The sequence below is a fragment of the Noviherbaspirillum agri genome (assembly GCF_054780595.1).
Window position 1 is genome coordinate 175,150 of the sequence record NZ_BAAGWA010000005.1, and the last position, 22,222, is coordinate 197,371.

Sequence of the window (22,222 nt, forward strand, 5' to 3'; positions counted from 1 at the left end):
AACGTATGTCTAACCAGCCCGTAGAAACCGTCAGCACATCAAGCGACAAGGTCAAGGTCGCTTTTGCTATTTGTGCAGTGATTGCGGGTGTTGTCGGTTTTTATTTTCTATCGGACAAATCAACGATCGTACGCGCAGGCGCGCTGCTTGCAGGCTTGTTGGTGGCGATCGCTGCTGCATGGACGTCCGCGCCGGGTCGCGACTTTCTCGGATTTGCCAAGGAGTCCGTGCGCGAGGCTAAGAAGGTGGTCTGGCCTACACGGAAAGAGGCCATGCAAATCACGGCAGTGGTATTCGGATTTGTTCTGATCATGGCGATTTTCCTCTGGGGTACCGATAAATTGCTCGAGTTTGTGCTGTACGACTTGATCCTGGGCTGGAAAAAATAATGAGCGATAACATGCAAGATGGCGCAGCGCCCCAAGCGGGCGGAAAAAAGCGCTGGTACGTCGTGCACGCTTACTCCGGCATGGAGAAAAGTGTTCAACGCGCGTTGTTAGAGCGTATCGAGCGTGCTGGCATGCAGGATAAGTTCGGTCAAATCCTCGTGCCGACTGAAGAAGTAATCGAGGTCAAGAACGGTCAAAAATCGGTAACTGAACGGCGTTTCTTCCCGGGCTATGTCTTGGTTGAAATGGAAATGACCGATGAAACTTGGCACTTGGTGAAGAACACCAGCAAAGTGACTGGCTTTATTGGCGGGAAGTCAAACAAGCCGACTCCGATTCCGCCGCATGAAGTAGACAAGATCCTGCACCAAATGCAGGAAGGCGTCGAGAAACCGAGGCCGAAAGTGCTGTATGAAGTGGGCGAACTGGTCCGTATCAAAGATGGCCCCTTCACCGATTTCAACGGTAACGTTGAAGAAGTCAACTACGAGAAGTCGCGTGTACGCGTCTCGGTCACCATTTTCGGTCGCGCAACGCCGGTCGAGCTGGAATTTGGACAGGTCGAAAAGGTTTAGCCTGTCGCCTTCAAACACGATATTTAGCGCGGTTAGGGCGTCGCAAGCCTTAGGGTCTGCGGAATCTAGGCAGTAAGAAGAGGAGCCTCATTAGCCAGTCGAAAAAGCTGGCGAAAGGGCGCTACTACTCAATCAACGTAGGAGCCATCATGGCAAAGAAAATCATCGGTTTTATCAAGCTGCAAGTGCCGGCTGGTAAAGCAAACCCCTCCCCCCCAATTGGCCCGGCCCTCGGTCAGCGCGGCCTGAACATCATGGAATTCTGCAAGGCATTCAATGCCCAGACTCAAGGCGTTGAGCCGGGTCTGCCGATTCCCGTCGTGATCACCGCATTTGCCGACAAGTCCTTCACCTTTGTGATGAAGACGCCGCCGGCAACGATTCTGATCAAGAAGGCTGCTGGCATTCAAAAGGGTTCGTCCAAGCCGCATACCGACAAGGTCGGCAAGATTACGCGCAAGCAGGCGGAAGAAATCGCAACAACCAAGATGCCGGATCTCACGGCAGCTGACATGGATGCAGCCGTGCGTACGATTGCCGGTTCCGCTCGTTCCATGGGTATCACGGTGGAGGGTCTGTAATGGCTAAGCTATCCAAACGCGCACAAGCAATCAAAGCAAAAATTGACCGTACCAAGCTGTATCCGTTCGATCAAGCCGTCGCGCTCATCAAGGAATGTGCGACCGCCAAATTCAACGAGTCGATCGATGTATCCGTTCAACTCGGCGTCGACGCGAAGAAGTCTGACCAGGTAGTTCGCGGTTCCGTCGTTCTGCCGGCTGGTACCGGTAAGACTGTGCGAGTGGCTGTATTCGCTTCTGGTGATAAGGCCGAAGCTGCGAAGGCAGCCGGTGCCGATATCGTCGGTATGGAAGACCTCGCAGATCGTATCAAGGCTGGTGACATGCCCTTCGATATCGTCATCGCCTCGCCGGACACAATGCGTATCGTCGGTACGCTGGGCCAAATTCTCGGCCCACGCGGCATGATGCCGAACCCGAAGGTTGGCACTGTTACTCCCGACGTGGCGACCGCAGTCAAGAACGCCAAAGCTGGTCAGGTTCAGTACCGTACCGACAAGGCAGGCATTATTCACGCCACGATCGGCCGCAAGTCCTTTGCCGACGCTGACCTGAAGACCAACTTGATGGCTCTGATCGACGCTCTGAACAAGGCAAAGCCGGCAACGAGCAAGGGTGTGTACCTGCGCAAGGTTGCGATCTCGTCGACGATGGGCGCAGGCGTCCGCGTTGATCACGCAAGCCTGGCTGCTTAATGTAGTGAATCAAGTCCCCGGGCGCTTGTAGCGCGCGGGGCAAATCTTTGGGCTGGTTCCCATTCGGTCGTTTTGAATCGGAACCAGATTGTCAAAGACCGTTGGGCCAAGTGCATGCAGGATGTGCGCAAGGTTAAACACCGGTGGCGCAAGCACCGGCACCCAACGCAGATGGTGAACCCGAACAGTTTTTGTAGTCTCAACGCTAATTCGTTAGCACTGAACTCCTGAACTTCGGACGCCGTGTTCGAACCGATGCGTGGAATTTCCTACGCATCAACTTTGGAGGTTGATCTTGAGTCTCAATCTGAATGACAAGAAGGCCGTCGTCGCCGAAGTCTCCGCAAAGGTAGCAACTGCGCAGACGATCGTCGTGGCCGAATACCGTGGCATCCAGGTTGGTCACTTGACGCAACTGCGCGCAAAAGCGCGTGCCCAAGGCGTGTACATGCGCGTGTTGAAAAATACGCTGGCTCGTCGCGCTGTTGAAGGTACGCCGTTTGCTGGCCTCGCCTCCGAAATGACCGGCCCGTTGATCTACTCGATCTCCGAGGACGCCGTTGCAGCAGCCAAAGTCGTTCACGACTTTGCTAAAGGCAACGACAAGCTGGTTGTTAAGGCAGGTAACTACGCAGGTAAGCCGCTCGACAAAGCAGGCGTTGCCGCGTTGGCCAGCATTCCGAGCCGCGAAGTCCTCATCTCCCAACTCTTGGGCGTGATGCAGGCTCCGGTCTCTGGCTTTGCACGTGCGCTGGCTGCTCTGGCAGCCAAGAAAGAAACCGAAGGCGCATAAACGCCTTCCGTATCTTTAGCGTCAGTACCGATTAGATGTAAATACCGAATTAAATTTAGGAGTTTCAAATGGCAATTAGCAAAGACGATATCCTTGAAGCCGTAGGTCAAATGTCCGTGATGGATCTGAATGACCTGGTCAAGGCTTTTGAAGAGAAGTTTGGTGTTTCGGCAGCTGCTATGGCAGTTGCTGGCCCGGCAGGCGGCGGCGCCGCCGCTCCGGCAGCCGAAGAGCAGACCGAATTCACGGTCATCCTGTCCGAGGTCGGCGCGAACAAGGTTGGCGTGATTAAGGCTGTTCGTGAAATCACCGGCCTGGGTCTGAAGGAAGCCAAGGACCTGGTCGACGGTGCACCGAAGCCTGTCAAAGAAGGTGTCGCCAAGGCTGATGCAGAAGCAGCCAAGAAGAAGCTGGAAGAAGCTGGCGCGAAAGCCGAACTCAAGTAATTTCGGCTTGCCGGGGCGAACTAAAGATCGCCGGAGTCAAAGCTCGGAACCTTCTCGCAAGAGTGGGTTCGGCTTTGGCTCCTTTGTCGTTTTCGTGTTTTGACGAGTCCTTATCTATATCAAGCTACAGGGCCCGGAAGCAAAAACGAAACAAGACGGAAGAGGTAACCAGCAGTATTGTGGTTTGTAGTCTAGTCAAGCCTGAAGGGCAGAGACTTGAGGTTTCGCAGATGGCATCAGGCGGGTCCTGAAACCGTAGCGAACCCTGAATTCTCCATCCTTCCTGTCACTCACGGAGTGTCCATGCACTACTCATTTACTGAGAAGAAGCGTATTCGTAAGTCGTTCGCGAAGCGCGCTAACGTTCACAACGTTCCGTTCCTGCTGGCGACGCAGCTCGAGTCGTACACGAGCTTCCTGCAAGCGGATAAGGCTCCATCGCAACGCAAGAATGAAGGTCTGCAGTCCGCCTTCACATCAATTTTCCCAATCGTATCCCACAATGGATTCGCACGGCTAGAGTTTCTGTCGTATGTGTTGGGCGACCCGCCGTTCGACGTGAAAGAGTGCCAACAGCGCGGCTTGACCTTCGCTTCGCCGTTGCGCGCGAAGGTGCGACTGGTCATCCTGGACAAGGAATCCCCGACCAAGCCGGTTGTCAAGGAAATGAAGGAGCAGGAAGTCTATATGGGCGAACTGCCGCTCATGACCACCAATGGCTCTTTCGTAATCAACGGTACCGAGCGCGTCATCGTCTCGCAGCTGCATCGCTCTCCGGGTGTGTTCTTCGAACACGACCGCGGCAAGACCCATTCGTCTGGCAAGTTGCTCTTCTCCGCACGGATCATTCCGTACCGCGGCTCGTGGCTCGATTTCGAATTCGACCCGAAGGACATTCTGTTCTTCCGCGTCGACCGTCGTCGCAAGATGCCGGTAACGATCCTGCTTAAGGCCATTGGCATGACGCCGGAGCAGATCCTGGCGAACTTCTTCGTGTTCGACAACTTCACGCTGCGTGCCGAAGGCGGCGAAATGGAATTCGTTGCAGAGCGTCTGCGCGGCGAAGTTGCGCGTTTCGACATTACGGACAAGTCCGGCAAGGTCATCGTGGCGAAGGACAAGCGCATCAATGCCAAGCATGTCCGCGAGATCGACGCTGCTGGTATCAAGCACATCTCCGTGCCGGAAGACTACCTTCTCGGCCGCGTGCTTGCGAAGAACATCGTGGATGCGGATACGGGCGAAGTCATTGCGAGCGCAAATGACGAACTGACCGAAGACACGCTAGCACGCCTGCGCGAGGCCGGTGTCAGCGACATCCAGACCTTGTACACAAACGATCTGGATCAGGGTGCGTACATCTCGCAAACGCTGCGCATGGACGATACCGCAGACCAGATGGCCGCGCGTGTCGCGATTTATCGCATGATGCGCCCTGGCGAGCCGCCGACCGAAGACTCCGTCGAGGCGCTGTTCAACGGCCTGTTCTACAGCGAAGAGCGTTACGACCTGTCGGCAGTTGGTCGCATGAAGTTCAACCGCCGTATCGGGCGTGATGAGCTGACCGGCGCAATGACCTTGTCCAACGAAGACATTCTCGCAGTCATCAAGATTCTCGTTGAGCTGCGTAACGGCCGCGGCGAAGTCGACGACATCGATCACCTCGGTAACCGTCGTGTGCGTTGTGTCGGCGAACTGGCAGAAAACCAGTTCCGCGCAGGCCTCGTCCGCGTTGAACGCGCAGTGAAGGAGCGTCTGGGCCAGGCAGAAGCAGATAACCTGATGCCGCACGACCTGATCAACTCCAAGCCGATTTCGGCTGCGATCCGCGAGTTCTTCGGTTCATCGCAGTTGTCGCAGTTCATGGACCAGACCAACCCGCTGTCGGAAATCACCCACAAGCGCCGTGTTTCAGCGCTTGGCCCGGGCGGTCTGACTCGTGAGCGCGCAGGCTTCGAGGTGCGCGACGTGCATCCGACCCACTACGGCCGTGTATGCCCGATCGAGACGCCGGAAGGTCCGAACATCGGTCTGATCAACTCGCTGGCGCTGTATGCTCGCCTGAACGAATATGGCTTCCTCGAGACGCCGTACCGCAAGGTAGACGGTAGCAAGGTCACGAACCAGATCGACTACCTGTCCGCGATCGAAGAGGGCCGCTACGTGATCGCCCAGGCGAACGCGACCATCGACAAGGAAGGCAAGCTGTCCGATGAACTGGTGTCCGCACGTCAGGCTGGCGAAACGATTCTGGTGTCTCCGGAACGCGTCCAGTACATGGACGTGGCGCCGGGCCAGGTTGTGTCGGTTGCTGCTTCGTTGATTCCGTTCCTCGAGCACGACGACGCGAACCGCGCATTGATGGGCGCGAACATGCAACGTCAGGCCGTTCCCTGCTTGCGTCCCGAGAAGGCATTCGTCGGTACTGGTATCGAGCGCACCGTAGCAGTCGACTCCGGCACTACAGTGCAGGCACTGCGTGGCGGTGTGGTTGACTACGTCGACGCCGGTCGTATCGTGATTCGAGTGAACGATGATGAAGCCGCTGCCGGTGAAGTCGGTGTGGACATCTACAACCTGATCAAGTACACCCGCTCGAACCAGAACACGAACATCAACCAGCGTCCAATCGTGAAGGTTGGCGACCGTGTTGCCAAGCATGACGTGATCGCCGACGGTGCGTCGACGGATCTCGGCGAGCTCGCCCTCGGTCAGAACATGCTGGTGGCGTTCATGCCGTGGAACGGCTACAACTTCGAGGACTCGATCCTGATCTCGGAACGCGTGGTTGCAGACGACCGCTACACCTCGATCCATATCGAAGAGCTGTCCGTCGTTGCCCGTGACACCAAGCTCGGCGCGGAAGAAATCACGCGCGATATCTCGAACCTGGCAGAAAACCAGCTCGCTCGTCTGGACGAGTCCGGCATTGTGTACATCGGCGCCGAAGTCGAAGCTGGCGACGTGCTGGTCGGTAAGGTGACCCCGAAGGGGGAAACCCAGCTGACGCCGGAAGAAAAGCTGCTGCGTGCGATTTTCGGTGAGAAGGCATCCGACGTGAAGGATACGTCGCTGCGCGTACCATCCGGTATGGTCGGCACCGTGATCGACGTGCAGGTGTTCACTCGCGAAGGTATCCCTCGCGACAAGCGTGCACAGCAGATCATCGATGATGAGCTTAAGCGCTATCGTCTCGACCTGAACGACCAGCTGCGTATCGTGGAAGGCGATGCATTCCAGCGTCTGGAGAAGATGCTGATCGGTAAAGTCGTCAATGGCGGTCCGAAGAAGCTGGCCAAGGGTGCGAAGATCACCAAGGAATACCTGGATGATCTGGACAAGTACCACTGGTTCGATATTCGTCCGGCAGAAGACGACGTCGCCGCTGCATTGGAGGCGATTAAGGAATCGATCGCCGAGAAACGTCACCAGTTCGATCTCGCGTTCGAAGAGAAGCGCAAGAAGCTGACGCAAGGCGATGAACTGCCGCCTGGCGTGCAGAAGATGGTCAAGGTCTACCTCGCCGTGAAGCGCCGCCTGCAGCCCGGCGACAAGATGGCAGGTCGCCACGGTAACAAGGGTGTGGTTTCCCGTATCGTCCCGGTGGAAGATATGCCGTACATGGCAGACGGTACGCCGGCTGACATCGTGCTGAACCCGTTGGGCGTTCCGTCCCGTATGAACGTCGGTCAGGTGCTGGAAGTGCACTTGGGCTGGGCCTCCAAGGGCCTGGGCCTGCGTATCGGTGAAATGCTGCAGCAACAGGCCAAAGCTGCCGAGCTGCGCAAGTTCCTGACGACGATTTACAACGAGTCCGGCAAGTCGGAAGACCTCGACAACTTTACAGACGACGAGATTCTGCAGCTGGCGGCCAACCTGAAGCACGGCGTGCCGTTTGCGACGCCGGTATTCGACGGTGCGCATGAGGACGAAATCCGTCGCATGCTCGACCTCGCATATCCGGACGATATCGCTAGGAAGCTCGGCATGACCCCGTCGAAGAACCAGGTCACTATGTATGATGGCCGTACAGGCGAAGCCTTCGAGCGCACTGTTACGGTCGGCTACATGCACGTGCTGAAACTGCACCACCTGGTCGACGACAAGATGCACGCCCGTTCGACTGGTCCGTACTCGCTCGTTACCCAGCAGCCGCTGGGCGGCAAGGCGCAATTCGGTGGCCAGCGTTTCGGCGAGATGGAAGTCTGGGCGCTGGAAGCCTACGGCGCGTCCTACGTGCTGCAGGAAATGCTTACCGTCAAGTCGGACGACGTTACCGGCCGTACCAAGGTCTACGAGAACCTGGTCAAGGGCGATCACGTCATCGACGCCGGCATGCCGGAATCCTTCAACGTTCTGGTGAAGGAAATCCGCTCGCTGGGTATCGACATCGACCTCGAGAGGGACTAACGAAGGAAATCCCCGCCGGTGATATACGCCGGCGGGCGAAAAGTATCCGGTAGCGTGGGAATGCGGTAATCGTTCCCGGTATCGTCGGAACTCACACCACGAGCTGGTGCAGGGCTCTCCCGGCGGTGCGAACAGGGTGTAGGCGACTCGCCGATTTCACGCCACGCTGCCAAGCGTCATTCACGCCACACTGGAGTGATAGAAATGAAAGCACTGCTCGATCTATTCAAGCAAGTTCAGCAAAGCGAACAATTCGATGCGATCAAGATTGGTCTCGCATCGCCCGAGAAGATCCGTTCCTGGTCTTACGGTGAAGTCAAGAAGCCGGAAACGATCAACTACCGTACCTTCAAACCGGAGCGCGACGGTCTGTTCTGCGCCAAGATCTTTGGCCCGATCAAGGATTACGAGTGCTTGTGCGGCAAGTACAAGCGCCTGAAGCACCGCGGCGTCATCTGCGAAAAATGCGGCGTTGAAGTCACGCTGGCCAAGGTGCGCCGCGAGCGCATGGGCCACATCGAACTGGCCTCGCCGACCGCACACATCTGGTTCCTGAAATCGCTGCCGTCGCGTCTGGGCATGGTGCTCGACATGACACTGCGCGATATCGAACGCGTGCTGTACTTCGAAGCCTACGTCGTGACCGATCCCGGTATGACGCCGCTCAAGAAGTGCCAGATCATGTCGGAAGACGACTACGCCGCCAAGTACGAGGAGTACGGCGACGACTTCACCGCATTCATGGGCGCCGAAGGCATCCGTGAACTGCTCCGTTCGATCGACATCGACCGGGAAGTGGAGCAGCTCCGCCAGGAACTGAAGGATTCGAAGTCCGAAGCGAAGATCAAGAAGTACGCCAAGCGCCTGAAAGTGCTTGAGGCATTCCAGCGTTCCGGCATCAAGCCCGACTGGATGATCATGGAGGTGCTGCCGGTGCTGCCGCCGGAACTGCGTCCTCTGGTACCGCTGGATGGTGGCCGTTTCGCGACCTCCGACCTGAACGATCTGTATCGTCGCGTCATCAACCGTAACAACCGCCTGAAGCGCCTGATGGAACTGCGCGCACCGGAAATCATTACGCGCAACGAGAAGCGCATGCTGCAGGAAGCCGTCGACTCGCTGCTCGACAACGGCCGCCGCGGCAAGGCGATGACTGGTGCGAACAAGCGTCCGCTGAAGTCGCTGGCTGAAATGATCAAGGGTAAGGGCGGCCGCTTCCGTCAGAACCTGCTCGGTAAGCGCGTCGACTACTCCGGCCGTTCGGTTATCGTGGTTGGTCCTCAGCTCAAGCTTCACCAGTGCGGTCTGCCGAAGCTGATGGCGCTCGAACTGTTCAAGCCGTTCATCTTCAACAAGCTGGAACTGATGGGTCTCGCAACCACCATCAAGGCCGCGAAGAAGCTGGTCGAGATTCAAGAGCCGGTCGTATGGGACATCTTGGAAGAAGTCATCCGCGAACATCCGGTCATGCTAAACCGTGCGCCGACCCTGCACCGTCTCGGCATTCAGGCGTTCGAGCCGGTACTGATCGAAGGCAAGGCAATCCAGCTGCATCCGCTCGTCTGCGCGGCGTTCAACGCCGACTTCGACGGCGACCAGATGGCTGTCCACGTTCCGTTGTCGATCGAAGCACAAATGGAAGCGCGCACGCTGATGCTGGCCTCCAACAACGTGCTGTTCCCGTCCAACGGCGAACCGTCGATCGTGCCGTCGCAGGATATCGTTCTCGGCCTGTACTACGCGACCCGTGAAAAGATCAACGGCAAGGGCGAAGGCATGATGTTCCCGGACGTCGCGGAAGTCATCCGTGCTTACGACAACAAGGAAGTCGAGCTCACTACCCGTATCACGGTACGTATTACCGAGTACCCGAAGGATGCGGCAACTGGCGAGTTCGTTAAGACCGTCAAGCGTTACGAGACCACCGTCGGCCGTGCGATCCTGTCGGAGATCCTGCCGAAGGGCCTGCCCTTCACCGTGCTCAATCGCGCGTTGAAGAAGAAGGAAATCTCGAAGCTGATCAATACGTCGTTCCGCAAGTGCGGCCTGCGTGCAACTGTCGTCTTCGCTGACCAGTTGATGCAGTCTGGCTTCCGCCTCGCAACCCGCGCCGGTATTTCGATCTGCGTGGACGACATGCTAGTGCCGCCACAGAAGCACACCATCATTGCCCAGGCAGAGCACGAAGTGAAGCAGATCGAGCAGCAGTACGCGTCCGGTCTCGTCACTGCAGGTGAGCGCTACAACAAGGTGGTGGACATCTGGGGCAAGGCCGGTGACGAAGTCGGCAAGGCCATGATGGAGCAGCTCAAGGTTGAGGACGTCACCAAGCGCGACGGCAGCAAGGGTACGCAGGAATCGTTCAACGCCATTTACATGATGGCCGACTCCGGTGCGCGCGGTTCTGCAGCACAGATCCGTCAGCTGGCCGGTATGCGCGGCCTGATGGCGAAGCCGGACGGCTCGATTATCGAGACGCCGATTACCGCGAACTTCCGCGAAGGCCTGAACGTTCTGCAGTACTTCATCTCGACCCACGGTGCACGTAAGGGTCTGGCTGATACCGCGCTGAAGACCGCGAACTCCGGTTACCTGACCCGTCGTCTGGTCGACGTGACCCAGGACCTGGTCGTCACTGAAGACGATTGCGGTACCTCCAACGGCGCATCGATGAAGGCGCTGGTGGAAGGTGGTGAAGTCATCGAGGCGCTGCGCGACCGTATCCTTGGCCGCGTTGCGGCAACCGACGTCGTCAATCCGGAAGATCAAGCGACTCTCTACGAGGCCGGTACACTGCTGGACGAAGATGCCGTCGAAGAGATCGAGCGTCTCGGTATCGACGAAGTGAAGGTTCGTACGCCGCTGACTTGCGACACCCGCTACGGCCTGTGCGCCAAGTGCTACGGCCGTGACCTCGGACGCGGCATGCTGGTCAACGCCGGTGAGGCAGTCGGTGTGGTCGCAGCACAGTCGATCGGTGAGCCGGGTACCCAGCTGACGATGCGTACCTTCCACATCGGTGGTGCGGCATCGCGTGCAGCGGTTGCCTCCTCCGTGGAAGCCAAGTCGAACGGCACGGTACGCTTCACAGCGACGATGCGCTACGTCACCAACGGCAAGGGCGAGCAGATCGTCATTTCTCGTTCTGGTGAAGTGCTGATCACCGATGATCTCGGCCGTGAGCGCGAGCGCCACAAGGTTCCGTACGGCGCGACGCTGCTGGTCAAGGACGGCCTGGCAATCAAGGCCGGCACGGCACTGGCAACGTGGGATCCGCTGACTCGTCCGATCATCACCGAGTACTCCGGTACCGTGAAGTTCGAGAACGTCGAGGAAGGTGTGACCGTTGCCAAGCAGATCGACGAAGTGACCGGTCTCGCAACATTGGTGGTAATCGACGCGAAACGTCGCGGCCCCAGCACCAAGCTGGTCCGTCCGCAGGTCAAACTGCTGAACGAAAAGGGCGAGGAAGTGAAGATCGCCGGCACCGAGCACGCAGTGACGATCGGCTTCCAGGTCGGCGCGCTGATTACGGTGAAAGATGGACAGCAGGTATCCGTGGGTGAAGTGCTTGCACGTATCCCGACCGAATCGCAGAAGACCCGTGACATTACCGGTGGTCTGCCGCGTGTGGCTGAGCTGTTCGAAGCACGTTCGCCGAAGGATGCCGGCATGCTGGCGGAAGTCACCGGTACGGTTGCGTTTGGTAAGGAAACCAAGGGCAAGCAGCGCCTGGAAATCACCGATATGGAGGGCAACAAGCACGAATTCCTGATTACCAAGGACAAGCAAGTGCTGGTGCACGACGGGCAAGTGGTGAACAAGGGTGAGATGATCGTGGACGGCCCGGCCGATCCGCAGGACATCCTGCGCCTCTTGGGTATCGAGGCACTGGCACGTTACATCGTCGACGAAGTTCAGGACGTGTACCGTTTGCAGGGTGTGAAGATCAACGACAAGCACATCGAAGTGATCGTGCGTCAGATGCTGCGCCGCGTTCAGGTCGTCGATGCAGGCGATACGTCCTACATCCCGGGCGAGCAGGTGGAGCGCTCCGAGCTGCTGGACGAGAACGATCGTGTCATCGCCGAAGGCAAGCGTCCTGCAACCTACGAGAACGTGTTGCTGGGTATTACCAAGGCATCCCTGTCGACCGACTCCTTCATCTCTGCGGCATCGTTCCAGGAAACGACTCGTGTCCTCACCGAAGCCGCGATCATGGGCAAGAAGGATGGACTGCGCGGTCTGAAGGAGAACGTCATCGTTGGTCGTCTGATCCCCGCGGGTACCGGCTTGGCTTATCACCGTGCCCGTAAGGAAAAGGAAACCTGGGAAGCTGAGGAACGCAATGCGCTGTTGCAAGCTGAGGAATCAGCTCGTGCGGCTACGGCTGAACCGGCAACCACGGCAGGAAGCGATGAAACACCGGAGGGCGGCGAAGCCTGATCGATGTGGGGCTAAAGGAAACGGCATCGGAGGAAGCTCCGGTGCCGTTTTTCTTTCTTGCTACGTCTCGTAGGAGACGTAGCAAACTCACCCACACGCAGAGACGGATGGCTTACCCGTAGAAGCAATCGCCGACGATTTTGAGAAGGACTGACCGGTCCCACCGCACAGCCGGGCCTCCACGACTGACTGTGTTGGTCCGCCAAAGTGCCATTTGCCAACGCCATAACATAAAAACCCCTTCGTGTGTTGACGCCTTCAATCTATGGGGATATACTCGCGAGTTCTCGATTTTAGGCTTGCATGGCCTAGGCGTTCTTTGGTCTGTAACTCCCGCCTCTTGTAACGCTCGCCTCCGCCTCTAATCGAAGCGCATCCTCGCGTAGAAAGCTTTTTCCCCTCGGTTCCGGGCAATCGATTTCGGAACTGTATTTTTATTAACGCTGTATTTTTGTTGGATTAAAGACCGATGCCAACCATCAACCAACTTATTCGCAACCCGCGGACCTCCGCGGCTGTGAAAAGCAAGTCGCCGGCGCTGGAAAACAGCCCGCAAAAGCGTGGTGTTTGTACCCGCGTGTACACCACGACTCCGAAGAAGCCGAACTCCGCGCTTCGTAAGGTCGCCAAAGTTCGCCTTACCAACGGTTTCGAAGTCATTTCGTACATTGGCGGTGAGGGGCACAACCTGCAAGAGCATAGCGTCGTTCTGATTCGCGGCGGCCGTGTGAAGGACTTGCCGGGTGTGCGTTATCACATGGTTCGTGGTGCCCTGGATACCCAAGGCGTCAAGGATCGTAAGCAGGCTCGCTCCAAGTACGGCGCGAAGCGCGCAAAGGCAGCCAAGAAGTAATTGAGTTTTCCGCAAGGCGCTAACGCGCCCGGTGCTTCACCGCGCGGAATGTGAGTCGGCCCCGAATGGGTCGAGTAAGTGGATGGTTAAGATGGCCGTCCGCGAGCGAGCGGCAAAAACACTCAGTGCTGCAGCTCAACTGAAGAGTGAAAGGAATAGAAATGCCACGTCGTCGTGAAGTCCCCAAACGGGAAATTCTGCCGGATCCGAAATTCGGCAATGTTGAAGTAGCGAAGTTCGTCAACGTCCTGATGCTGTCCGGTAAAAAATCGGTCGCCGAGAACATCATCTATGGCGCGTTTGACCATATCAAGCAAAAGTCCGGCAAGGATCCGTTGGAAGTTTTCACTGCTGCCATCAACAACTGCAAGCCGATGGTCGAAGTGAAGTCCCGCCGCGTCGGTGGTGCCAACTACCAGGTGCCTGTGGAAGTTCGCCCGGTTCGCCGCATGGCTCTCTCCATGCGTTGGCTGCGTGAAGCTGCGAACAAGCGCAGCGAAAAATCAATGCCGCAGCGCCTTGGCGGTGAACTGATGGAGGCTGCTGAAGGCCGTGGCGGTGCGATGAAGAAGCGTGATGAAGTTCACCGCATGGCAGAAGCCAACAAGGCGTTCTCCCACTTCCGTTTCTAATAGTAGTTTGAATAGTTGCTTTCGCACCGTCGAAGGCTAAGCAATGTAAATCGGTCAAAACCGGGCGCATCACTTGTAAAAAGTTGCGCTCGGTTTTCGACCATTAAAAGACTTAGGATTGAATATGGCTCGCAAGACCCCCATCGAGCGCTACCGCAATATCGGTATTTCCGCTCATATCGACGCCGGTAAGACAACGACTACCGAACGTATCCTGTTCTACACCGGCGTTAACCACAAGTTGGGCGAGGTGCATGACGGCGCAGCGACCATGGACTGGATGGAGCAGGAGCAAGAGCGCGGCATCACCATCACCTCCGCAGCGACGACTTGCTTCTGGAAGGGCATGGCAAGCAACTTCCCCGAGCATCGCATCAACATTATTGACACCCCTGGCCACGTGGACTTCACCATTGAGGTGGAGCGCTCGATGCGTGTTCTGGACGGTGCGTGCATGGTGTACTGCGCAGTGGGTGGCGTGCAGCCGCAATCCGAAACCGTTTGGCGCCAGGCTAACAAATACGGCGTTCCGCGTCTGGCCTTCGTTAACAAGATGGACCGTACCGGCGCGAACTTCTTCAAGGTGTACGAGCAAATGCGCGCTCGTCTGAAGGCAAACCCGATTCCGATCCAGGTACCGATCGGTGCAGAAGATACCTTCGAAGGCGTCGTTGACCTCGTCAAGATGAAAGCGATCTACTGGGACGACGCTTCCCAAGGCATGAAGTTCGAGTACCGCGATATTCCGGAAAACCTCAAGGCAAGCGCTGCTGAGTGGCGCGAGAAGATGGTTGAGGCAGCCGCCGAAGCCAACGAAGAGCTGATGAATAAGTATCTTGAGGAAGGCGACCTGCCGGAAGCTGACGTCAAGAAGGCACTTCGTCTCCGTACCATCGCTGGTGAGATCGTGCCGATGATGTGCGGAACCGCATTCAAGAACAAGGGTGTCCAGGCAATGCTTGACGCCGTTATTGAGTATCTCCCGGCGCCGACTGACATTCCGCCGGTTGAGGGTACCGACGAGAACGAACAGCCTGCAATCCGCAAGGCGGATGACAGCGAGAAGTTCTCTGCGCTTGCATTCAAGATCATGACTGATCCATTCGTAGGCCAACTGATCTTCTTCCGCGTCTATTCTGGCGTCGTGAACTCCGGCGACACCGTGTACAACCCGGTGAAGGGCAAAAAGGAGCGTATCGGTCGTCTGCTGCAGATGCACGCAAATCAGCGTGAAGAGATCAAGGAAGTGCGTGCAGGCGACATCGCTGCGGCAGTGGGTCTGAAAGAGGCAACGACGGGCGAAACCCTGTGCGATCCGGATTCCGTTATCACGCTCGAGCGCATGGTATTCCCGGAGCCGGTGATTTCGCAGGCTGTTGAGCCGAAGACCAAGGCTGACCAGGAAAAGATGGGTATCGCGCTCAATCGTCTGTCGCAAGAAGATCCGTCGTTCCGGGTGCGGACAGACGAAGAATCGGGCCAAACCATTATTTCCGGTATGGGCGAGCTGCACTTGGAAATTATCGTTGACCGTATGAAGCGTGAGTTCAACGTCGAGGCTACCGTCGGTAAGCCGCAAGTGGCCTATCGCGAAACGATCCGCAAAACTTGTGAAGAGATCGAAGGCAAATTTGTCAAGCAGTCCGGCGGTCGCGGTCAGTATGGCCACGTTGTCCTGAAGATTGAGCCGCAGGAGCCGGGTAAGGGCTTTGAGTTCGTCGACGCGATCAAGGGCGGCGTTGTGCCGCGCGAATATATTCCGGCTGTCGAGAAGGGTGTCATCGACACGTTGCCCGCGGGTGTTCTGGCAGGCTTCCCGGTGGTAGACGTTAAAGTGACGCTGTTCTTCGGTTCGTACCACGACGTGGACTCGAATGAAAACGCATTCCGCATGGCCGCTTCGATGGCGTTCAAGGATGGTTGCCGCAAGGCCAGCCCGGTCCTGCTCGAGCCAATGATGGCCGTCGAAGTGGAAACGCCGGAAGAGAAGATGGGTGACGTGATGGGCGACCTGTCTTCACGACGCGGCATGATCCAGGGTATGGACGACATCGCTGGCGGCGGGAAGATCATCCGTGCGGAAGTGCCTCTGTCGGAGATGTTCGGCTACGCAACGACGTTGCGTTCGCTGACCCAAGGGCGAGCAACTTATACGATGGAATTCAAGCACTATGCCGAGGCGCCAAAGAACGTCACCGAAGCAGTTGTTAGTGCAAAAAGCAAGTAAGTAACACCGGCTTCCGACTACTGCAATTAACACGCATGGTCGGAAGTTTGGAACCCCAAAAACACTTAATATTCGTTCTTTTGAAGGAAACCTAAAATGGCAAAAGGCAAGTTTGAGCGGACCAAACCGCACGTGAATGTAGGCACGATTGGCCACGTTGATCATGGCAAGACCACGCTGACCGCGGCGATTGCGACCGTGCTGTCCGCCAAGTTCGGCGGCGAAGCAAAGAAATACGACGAGATTGACGCGGCACCGGAAGAGAAGGCGCGCGGCATTACGATCAACACCGCGCACGTCGAGTACGAGACGGCCAACCGCCACTATGCGCACGTTGACTGCCCCGGCCACGCTGACTACGTGAAGAACATGATCACCGGCGCAGCGCAGATGGACGGCGCGATCCTGGTGTGCTCCGCAGCCGACGGCCCGATGCCGCAAACCCGCGAGCACATCCTGCTGGCCCGCCAGGTCGGTGTGCCGTACATCATCGTGTTCCTGAACAAGTGCGACATGGTCGACGACGCCGAGCTGCTCGAGCTGGTCGAAATGGAAGTGCGCGAACTCCTGTCGAAGTACGAGTTCCCGGGCGACGACTTGCCGATCATTCGCGGCTCCGCCAAGCTGGCGCTCGAAGGTGACAAGGGCGACCTCGGCGAAGGCGCGATCATGAAGCTGGCTGAAGCGCTGGACACCTACATTCCGACGCCGGAACGTGCCATCGACGGCACCTTCCTGATGCCGGTGGAAGACGTATTCTCGATCTCCGGCCGCGGCACCGTGGTGACCGGTCGCGTCGAGCGCGGCATCATCAAGGTCGGCGAAGAAATCGAAATCGTCGGCATCCGTGACACCCAGAAGACCACCTGCACCGGCGTCGAAATGTTCCGCAAGCTGCTGGACCAGGGCCAGGCAGGCGACAACGTTGGCGTGCTGCTGCGCGGCACCAAGCGTGAAGACGTCGAGCGTGGTCAAGTGCTGGCCAAGCCGGGCTCGATCAAGCCGCACAAGCATTTCACCGGCGAGATCTACGTGCTGTCGAAAGACGAAGGTGGTCGTCACACCCCGTTCTTCAACAACTATCGTCCGCAGTTCTACTTCCGTACCACGGACGTGACCGGTGCAATCGAACTGCCGGCCGACAAGGAAATGGTGATGCCGGGTGACAACGTCTCGATCACGGTCAAGCTGATCAACCCGATCGCGATGGAAGAAGGTCTGCGCTTCGCAATCCGCGAAGGCGGCCGTACCGTTGGCGCCGGCGTCGTCGCGAAGATCATTGAATAATTCGGTTGCCGGATTTATCCACGCTCTTTGATTAAACACTGCCGCGAGCCAACGCTCGCGGCTCGCTCTTTTAAGGAACTGACATGCAAAACCAAAAAATCCGCATTCGCCTGAAGGCGTTCGACTATCGCCTGATTGACCAGTCGGCGCTCGAAATCGTTGATACCGCGAAGCGCACCGGCGCCGTCGTCAAAGGACCGGTGCCTTTGCCGACTCGTATCCAGCGTTTCGACGTGCTCCGCTCTCCGCACGTTAACAAGACATCGCGCGATCAGTTCGAAATTCGCACGCACCAGCGCCTGATGGATATTGTCGACCCGACTGACAAGACAGTCGACGCATTGATGAAGTTGGACCTCCCAGCTGGCGTGGACGTCGAAATCAAACTGCAGTAATTGTTATAGCGACTCACATACCACAATTGCGGGAACAAGTAAGTTGTGGAATGAAAAAAAGCACGTTATAATAATCGGCTTCGGTATTGGCACGATGAAGTCGTGCCAATACGTTTTGGTAGTACAAACATCAGCCCCGCCCAATCGTAGGCGGGAATGGAGAAAACAATGAGCCTAGGCCTTGTTGGTCGCAAGGTTGGTATGATGCGCATCTTCACGGATGACGGGGATACGATTCCTGTTACCGTGCTGGACGTGTCGAACAACCGTGTGACGCAAATCAAAACCGACGAAACTGACGGCTATGCCGCAGTTCAAGTCACCTTCGGTCAGCGCCGTGCTTCCCGCGTTAATAAAGCGGCAGCCGGTCACCTTGCGAAAGCGGGTGTTGAGGCTGGCACCGTTCTCAAAGAATTCCGCATTGATTCCGCAAAAGCAGTCGAGCTGAAGGCGGGTGATGCAATTGCTGTCACCATGTTTGAAGCTGGTCAGAAGGTGGACGTGCAGGGCGTCTCTATCGGTAAGGGTTATGCCGGTACGATCAAGCGCTACAACTTCGGTTCCGGTCGCGCTACCCACGGCAACTCCCGTTCGCATAACGTGCCGGGTTCGATCGGTATGGCGCAAGATCCGGGGCGTGTTTTCCCGGGTAAGCGAATGACCGGTCATATGGGTGATGTCGTGACTACGGTGCAGAACCTGGAAATCGCGCGCGTCGACGCTGATCGTCAGTTGATTCTGGTTAAGGGTGCAGTTCCTGGCGCCAAGAACGGTCAGGTGATCGTTCGCCCCGCTGTTAAAGTCAAAGCAAAGAAGGGAGCCTAATCGATGGAACTCAAGCTCCTGAATGACCAGGGTCAAGCTGCTTCGAACGTCGCTGCACCGGACACCATTTTCGGTCGTGACTACAATGAGGCACTGATTCATCAAGTGGTCGTAGCCTATCAGGCGAACGCACGTAGCGGCAATCGCAAGCAAAAAGATCGTGAGGAAGTTAGTCACACGACTAAAAAGCCATGGCGCCAAAAAGGCACTGGTCGTGCTCGCGCCGGTATGTCGTCGTCGCCGTTGTGGCGTGGTGGTGGTCGCATCTTCCCGAATACGCCGGACGAAAACTTCTCGCATAAAGTCAATAAAAAGATGTATCGCGCAGGTGTCTGCTCGATCCTCTCCCAGTTGGCTCGTGAAGGTCGTTTGTCGGTTGTCGAGAATATGTCGGTCGACGCGCCGAAGACCAAGTTGCTGGCGCAAAAGCTCAAGGGCATGGGACTTGATTCCGTGCTGGTCATTACCGACAACGTCGATGAAAACCTGCTGCTCGCTTCGCGCAATCTGCCGAACGTGCTGGTCGTCGAGCCGCGCCATGCTGATCCGGTGTCTTTGGTGTTCTATAAGAAAGTGCTGATCACCAAGCCGGCGTTGGCCAAGATTGAGGAGATGCTGGCATGAACGCGATCGTCAAGCATAGCGAAGAACGTCTGATGAAGGTGTTGTTGGCTCCAGTTATTTCGGAGAAGGCCACTTTTGTTGCAGAAAAGAATGAGCAAGTTGTTTTCCGCGTTGCGCCGGATGCGACTAAGCCGGAGATCAAGGCGGCCGTCGAGCTGCTCTTCAAGGTCCAGGTAGAGTCGGTTCAAGTGGTAAATCGTCAAGGCAAGCAAAAGCGTGCGGGTCGTTTTACTGGCCGCCGCAATCACACTCGCCAAGCGTACGTTTGCCTGAAACCGGGCCAGGAAATCAACTTCACGGAGGAGGCTAAATAATGGCACTCGTGAAAATGAAACCGACGTCGGCTGGTCGCCGCGGAATGGTGAAGGTCGTTAATCCCGATCTGTACAAAGGCCGTCCGTTTGCCGCCCTCATCGAAAAGAAATCCAAAACCGCTGGTCGTAACAACAACGGTCACATCACGACCCGCCACATCGGTGGTGGTCACAAGCAACACTATCGTGTCGTTGATTTCCGCCGTAACAAGGATGGCATCCCCGCGAAAGTCGAACGTCTCGAATACGACCCGAACCGTAGCGCGCATATCGCCTTGCTGTGCTATGCGGATGGTGAGCGTCGCTACATTATTGCTCCGAAAGGCGTGACCGTCGGTGACCAGTTGATGAACGGCGCAGAGGCCCCGATCAAGGCTGGCAATTGCCTCCCGATCCGGAATATTCCGGTCGGCACGACGATGCACTGCGTGGAAATGTTGCCTGGTAAGGGTGCGCAGATGGCGCGTACCGCCGGCGCAGGTGTGGTCCTGATGGCGCGCGAAGGAACCTATGCGCAGGTCCGTCTTCGCTCCGGCGAGGTGCGTCGCGTTCACATCGAGTGCCGCGCCACTGTTGGCGAAGTGGGCAACGGTGAGCACAACCTACGCAAGATCGGCAAGGCTGGTGCGACACGCTGGCGCGGTATCCGCCCGACGGTTCGCGGTGTGGTAATGAACCCGATCGATCACCCGCACGGTGGTGGTGAGGGGCGTACGTCCGCAGGTCGTCATCCGGTTTCACCGTGGGGCCAGCAGACCAAGGGCAAGAAGACGCGTAGCAACAAGCGCACGACTTCTATGATCGTCTCGCGCCGCGGCAAGAAATAAGGGGTAACACATGACACGTTCATTGAAAAAAGGGCCGTTCTGTGACGCCCACCTGATCAAGAAGGTCGAGGCCGCTCAGGCGTCGAAAGATAAGAAGCCGATCAAGACTTGGTCGCGCCGTTCGACGATCATGCCGGACTTCATTGGTCTGACGATTGCTGTGCATAACGGCAAGCAGCACGTGCCGGTCTATGTGTCTGAGAACATGGTTGGTCACAAGCTCGGTGAATTTGCGCTGACCCGGACGTTCAAGGGGCACGCCGCTGACAAGAAGGCTAAGAAATAAGGTCCGATATGGAAACTAAAGCTACCCTCCGTGGCGCGCGCCTGTCGGCCCAAAAAGGCCGCCTGGTCGCCGATCTGATCCGCGGTAAAAAAGTTGATCAAGCGTTGAACATCTTGGCCTTTAGCCCGAAGAAGGGGGCGGTCATCATCAAGCAGGTTCTGGAATCCGCAATTGCGAACGCAGAACACAATGATGGTGCCGACATCGACGAGCTGAAGGTGAAGACGATCTATGTCGAAAAAGGTACGGTCATGAAGCGCTTCATCGCGCGCGCCAAAGGGCGTGGTGATCGTTTCACGAAGCAAACCTGTCACATCTACGTGACTGTCGGTAACTAAGGAGTCACGATGGGACAGAAAATTCATCCGACCGGCTTCCGTCTTTCGGTTACTCGTAACTGGGGTTCTCGTTGGTATGCGGGCAATAGTAATTTTGCCACGATGCTCAATGAAGATCTCGACGTTCGTGCATACCTTAAAAAGAAGCTGAAGAACGCATCCGTGGGTCGCGTCGTGATCGAGCGTCCGGCAAAGAACGCTCGCATTACGATTTTCAGCTCGCGTCCTGGCGTTGTTATTGGCAAGAAGGGCGAGGACATCGAAGTCTTGAAGGCCGATCTCACCAAGCTGATGGGCGTTCCGGTTCATGTCAATATCGAAGAGATCCGCAAGCCGGAAGTTGACGCGCAATTGATCGCCGATTCGATCGCTCAGCAACTCGAAAAGCGCATCATGTTCCGTCGCGCCATGAAGCGCGCGATGCAGAACGCGATGCGTCTCGGCGCACAAGGCATCAAGATCATGTCATCTGGCCGTCTCAACGGCATCGAAATCGCTCGTAAGGAATGGTACCGCGAAGGTCGTGTTCCACTTCATACCCTGCGTGCCGATATTGACTATGGATTTGGTGAGGCGGAAACAACCTACGGCATCATCGGTATCAAGGTTTGGGTCTACAAAGGCGATCGTCTTGCTAGTGGTGAGGCTCCGACCATAGAAGCCCCGGTTGATGAGGACAGGAAGCGGCGAGGTCCGCGTCGTGATGACGGAAAACCTGGTGGACGTCCGCGCGCCAAAAAGGCTGAGGGTGCTGAAGGCGCCTCAGCGACCACTCCAGCTGCCAAGCGCGTTCGTGCCCCGAAGAAGGCCGATGGCGCCGCACCAGCTGAGAAAGCAGGAGAATAATCATGCTGCAACCCGCACGCAGAAAATATCGTAAAGAGCAAAAGGGCCGCAACAAGGGCATATCGCATGAGCGCGGTACCGCTGTCTCGTTTGGTGAGTTTGGGCTAAAGGCAGTTGGCCGCGGCCGCATCACCGCACGTCAGATCGAAGCTGCGCGTCGTGCGATGACCCGCCATATCAAACGCGGTGGCCGTATCTGGATCCGCATTTTCCCGGACAAGCCGATTTCGCAGAAGCCTGCTGAAGTCCGTATGGGTAACGGTAAGGGCAATCCCGAGTACTACGTGGCGGAAATTCAGCCCGGTAAGGTGCTCTATGAAATGGACGGCGTCGACGAGTCTCTGGCGCGCGAAGCATTCCGCTTGGCCGCCGCCAAGTTGCCGCTCGCAACCACGTTCGTTCTTCGTCAAGTCGGCCAATAAGAGGAGTGAAA

The 22,222-nt window shown here is 57.0% G+C and carries 21 protein-coding genes; all 21 read left to right on the forward strand.

The features are described from left to right. Window positions 1-5: 5 nt before the first annotated feature. The gene (gene secE, locus ACYVIA_RS11380) at window positions 6-389 is read left to right on the forward strand and encodes a preprotein translocase subunit SecE (RefSeq protein WP_460840830.1); all 384 of its coding nucleotides are present in this window, start codon (window positions 6-8) and stop codon (window positions 387-389) included. After that, on the forward strand, window positions 389-964 hold the full coding sequence (gene nusG, locus ACYVIA_RS11385) for a transcription termination/antitermination protein NusG (protein ID WP_460840832.1): 576 nt from the start codon (window positions 389-391) through the stop codon (window positions 962-964). Before secE ends, nusG begins: the two co-directional genes overlap by 1 nt. Before the next feature lie 149 nt (window positions 965-1,113). Continuing rightward, entirely contained in the window at window positions 1,114-1,545 is a 432-nt protein-coding gene (gene rplK / locus ACYVIA_RS11390) for a 50S ribosomal protein L11 (protein ID WP_119740714.1), read from the forward strand. Further along, complete coding sequence (gene rplA / locus ACYVIA_RS11395) at window positions 1,545-2,240, forward strand: 50S ribosomal protein L1 (RefSeq protein WP_460840834.1); 696 nt, start codon at window positions 1,545-1,547, stop codon at window positions 2,238-2,240. The genes rplK and rplA overlap by 1 nt, the downstream gene beginning before the upstream one ends. A gap of 289 nt (window positions 2,241-2,529) precedes the next feature. After that, a complete protein-coding gene (rplJ, locus tag ACYVIA_RS11400; protein WP_460840836.1) occupies window positions 2,530-3,033 on the forward strand; it encodes a 50S ribosomal protein L10 in 504 nt (167 codons plus the stop codon). Between the two features lie 68 nt (window positions 3,034-3,101). Then, complete coding sequence (gene rplL / locus ACYVIA_RS11405; RefSeq protein WP_460840838.1) at window positions 3,102-3,479, forward strand: 50S ribosomal protein L7/L12; 378 nt, start codon at window positions 3,102-3,104, stop codon at window positions 3,477-3,479. 303 nt (window positions 3,480-3,782) lie between these two features. After that, entirely contained in the window at window positions 3,783-7,889 is a 4,107-nt protein-coding gene (gene rpoB / locus ACYVIA_RS11410) for a DNA-directed RNA polymerase subunit beta (RefSeq protein WP_460840840.1), read from the forward strand. Between the two features lie 204 nt (window positions 7,890-8,093). Continuing rightward, a complete protein-coding gene (gene rpoC, locus ACYVIA_RS11415; RefSeq protein WP_460840842.1) occupies window positions 8,094-12,335 on the forward strand; it encodes a DNA-directed RNA polymerase subunit beta' in 4,242 nt (1,413 codons plus the stop codon). Between the two features lie 469 nt (window positions 12,336-12,804). Then, a complete protein-coding gene (gene rpsL / locus ACYVIA_RS11420) occupies window positions 12,805-13,188 on the forward strand; it encodes a 30S ribosomal protein S12 (protein WP_460840843.1) in 384 nt (127 codons plus the stop codon). Window positions 13,189-13,349: 161 nt separating this feature from the next. After that, complete coding sequence (gene rpsG, locus ACYVIA_RS11425) at window positions 13,350-13,820, forward strand: 30S ribosomal protein S7 (protein ID WP_460840846.1); 471 nt, start codon at window positions 13,350-13,352, stop codon at window positions 13,818-13,820. A 124-nt stretch (window positions 13,821-13,944) separates the two neighbouring features. Beyond that, window positions 13,945-16,047, forward strand: a complete 2,103-nt coding sequence (gene fusA, locus ACYVIA_RS11430) for an elongation factor G (RefSeq protein WP_460840848.1) — start codon at window positions 13,945-13,947, stop codon at window positions 16,045-16,047. A 96-nt stretch (window positions 16,048-16,143) separates the two neighbouring features. Continuing rightward, window positions 16,144-17,334: an elongation factor Tu gene (gene tuf, locus ACYVIA_RS11435; protein WP_460840828.1), complete on the forward strand. Its 1,191-nt coding sequence runs from the start codon at window positions 16,144-16,146 to the stop codon at window positions 17,332-17,334. Window positions 17,335-17,417: 83 nt separating this feature from the next. Beyond that, window positions 17,418-17,729: a 30S ribosomal protein S10 gene (gene rpsJ, locus ACYVIA_RS11440; RefSeq protein WP_089400500.1), complete on the forward strand. Its 312-nt coding sequence runs from the start codon at window positions 17,418-17,420 to the stop codon at window positions 17,727-17,729. 168 nt (window positions 17,730-17,897) lie between these two features. Beyond that, entirely contained in the window at window positions 17,898-18,554 is a 657-nt protein-coding gene (gene rplC / locus ACYVIA_RS11445; RefSeq protein WP_460840850.1) for a 50S ribosomal protein L3, read from the forward strand. Between the two features lie 3 nt (window positions 18,555-18,557). Next, window positions 18,558-19,178 (forward strand): 50S ribosomal protein L4, encoded by a 621-nt coding sequence (gene rplD, locus ACYVIA_RS11450; RefSeq protein ID WP_460840852.1) that lies wholly within the window; start codon window positions 18,558-18,560, stop codon window positions 19,176-19,178. Beyond that, the gene (gene rplW, locus ACYVIA_RS11455; protein ID WP_324104599.1) at window positions 19,175-19,492 is read left to right on the forward strand and encodes a 50S ribosomal protein L23; all 318 of its coding nucleotides are present in this window, start codon (window positions 19,175-19,177) and stop codon (window positions 19,490-19,492) included. Before rplD ends, rplW begins: the two co-directional genes overlap by 4 nt. Further along, window positions 19,492-20,319 (forward strand): 50S ribosomal protein L2, encoded by an 828-nt coding sequence (gene rplB / locus ACYVIA_RS11460; RefSeq protein ID WP_460840854.1) that lies wholly within the window; start codon window positions 19,492-19,494, stop codon window positions 20,317-20,319. Before rplW ends, rplB begins: the two co-directional genes overlap by 1 nt. Before the next feature lie 10 nt (window positions 20,320-20,329). Next, window positions 20,330-20,605, forward strand: a complete 276-nt coding sequence (rpsS, locus tag ACYVIA_RS11465) for a 30S ribosomal protein S19 (RefSeq protein ID WP_088710709.1) — start codon at window positions 20,330-20,332, stop codon at window positions 20,603-20,605. Window positions 20,606-20,613: 8 nt separating this feature from the next. Next, on the forward strand, window positions 20,614-20,943 hold the full coding sequence (gene rplV, locus ACYVIA_RS11470; protein WP_460840858.1) for a 50S ribosomal protein L22: 330 nt from the start codon (window positions 20,614-20,616) through the stop codon (window positions 20,941-20,943). Window positions 20,944-20,952: 9 nt separating this feature from the next. Continuing rightward, window positions 20,953-21,789, forward strand: a complete 837-nt coding sequence (gene rpsC, locus ACYVIA_RS11475; RefSeq protein WP_460840859.1) for a 30S ribosomal protein S3 — start codon at window positions 20,953-20,955, stop codon at window positions 21,787-21,789. 2 nt (window positions 21,790-21,791) lie between these two features. Then, complete coding sequence (rplP, locus tag ACYVIA_RS11480) at window positions 21,792-22,211, forward strand: 50S ribosomal protein L16 (protein WP_460840861.1); 420 nt, start codon at window positions 21,792-21,794, stop codon at window positions 22,209-22,211. Window positions 22,212-22,222: the final 11 nt, after the last annotated feature.

Coding starts and splice junctions, on each gene's coding strand:
- secE (WP_460840830.1), top strand. CDS start 6: ATGTCTAACCAGCCCGTAGAAACCGTCAGCACATCAAGCGACAAGGTC.
- nusG (WP_460840832.1), top strand. CDS start 389: ATGAGCGATAACATGCAAGATGGCGCAGCGCCCCAAGCGGGCGGAAAA.
- rplK (WP_119740714.1), top strand. CDS start 1,114: ATGGCAAAGAAAATCATCGGTTTTATCAAGCTGCAAGTGCCGGCTGGT.
- rplA (WP_460840834.1), top strand. CDS start 1,545: ATGGCTAAGCTATCCAAACGCGCACAAGCAATCAAAGCAAAAATTGAC.
- rplL (WP_460840838.1), top strand. CDS start 3,102: ATGGCAATTAGCAAAGACGATATCCTTGAAGCCGTAGGTCAAATGTCC.
- rpoB (WP_460840840.1), top strand. CDS start 3,783: ATGCACTACTCATTTACTGAGAAGAAGCGTATTCGTAAGTCGTTCGCG.
- rpoC (WP_460840842.1), top strand. CDS start 8,094: ATGAAAGCACTGCTCGATCTATTCAAGCAAGTTCAGCAAAGCGAACAA.
- rpsL (WP_460840843.1), top strand. CDS start 12,805: ATGCCAACCATCAACCAACTTATTCGCAACCCGCGGACCTCCGCGGCT.
- rpsG (WP_460840846.1), top strand. CDS start 13,350: ATGCCACGTCGTCGTGAAGTCCCCAAACGGGAAATTCTGCCGGATCCG.
- fusA (WP_460840848.1), top strand. CDS start 13,945: ATGGCTCGCAAGACCCCCATCGAGCGCTACCGCAATATCGGTATTTCC.
- tuf (WP_460840828.1), top strand. CDS start 16,144: ATGGCAAAAGGCAAGTTTGAGCGGACCAAACCGCACGTGAATGTAGGC.
- rpsJ (WP_089400500.1), top strand. CDS start 17,418: ATGCAAAACCAAAAAATCCGCATTCGCCTGAAGGCGTTCGACTATCGC.
- rplC (WP_460840850.1), top strand. CDS start 17,898: ATGAGCCTAGGCCTTGTTGGTCGCAAGGTTGGTATGATGCGCATCTTC.
- rplD (WP_460840852.1), top strand. CDS start 18,558: ATGGAACTCAAGCTCCTGAATGACCAGGGTCAAGCTGCTTCGAACGTC.
- rplW (WP_324104599.1), top strand. CDS start 19,175: ATGAACGCGATCGTCAAGCATAGCGAAGAACGTCTGATGAAGGTGTTG.
- rplB (WP_460840854.1), top strand. CDS start 19,492: ATGGCACTCGTGAAAATGAAACCGACGTCGGCTGGTCGCCGCGGAATG.
- rpsS (WP_088710709.1), top strand. CDS start 20,330: ATGACACGTTCATTGAAAAAAGGGCCGTTCTGTGACGCCCACCTGATC.
- rplV (WP_460840858.1), top strand. CDS start 20,614: ATGGAAACTAAAGCTACCCTCCGTGGCGCGCGCCTGTCGGCCCAAAAA.
- rpsC (WP_460840859.1), top strand. CDS start 20,953: ATGGGACAGAAAATTCATCCGACCGGCTTCCGTCTTTCGGTTACTCGT.
- rplP (WP_460840861.1), top strand. CDS start 21,792: ATGCTGCAACCCGCACGCAGAAAATATCGTAAAGAGCAAAAGGGCCGC.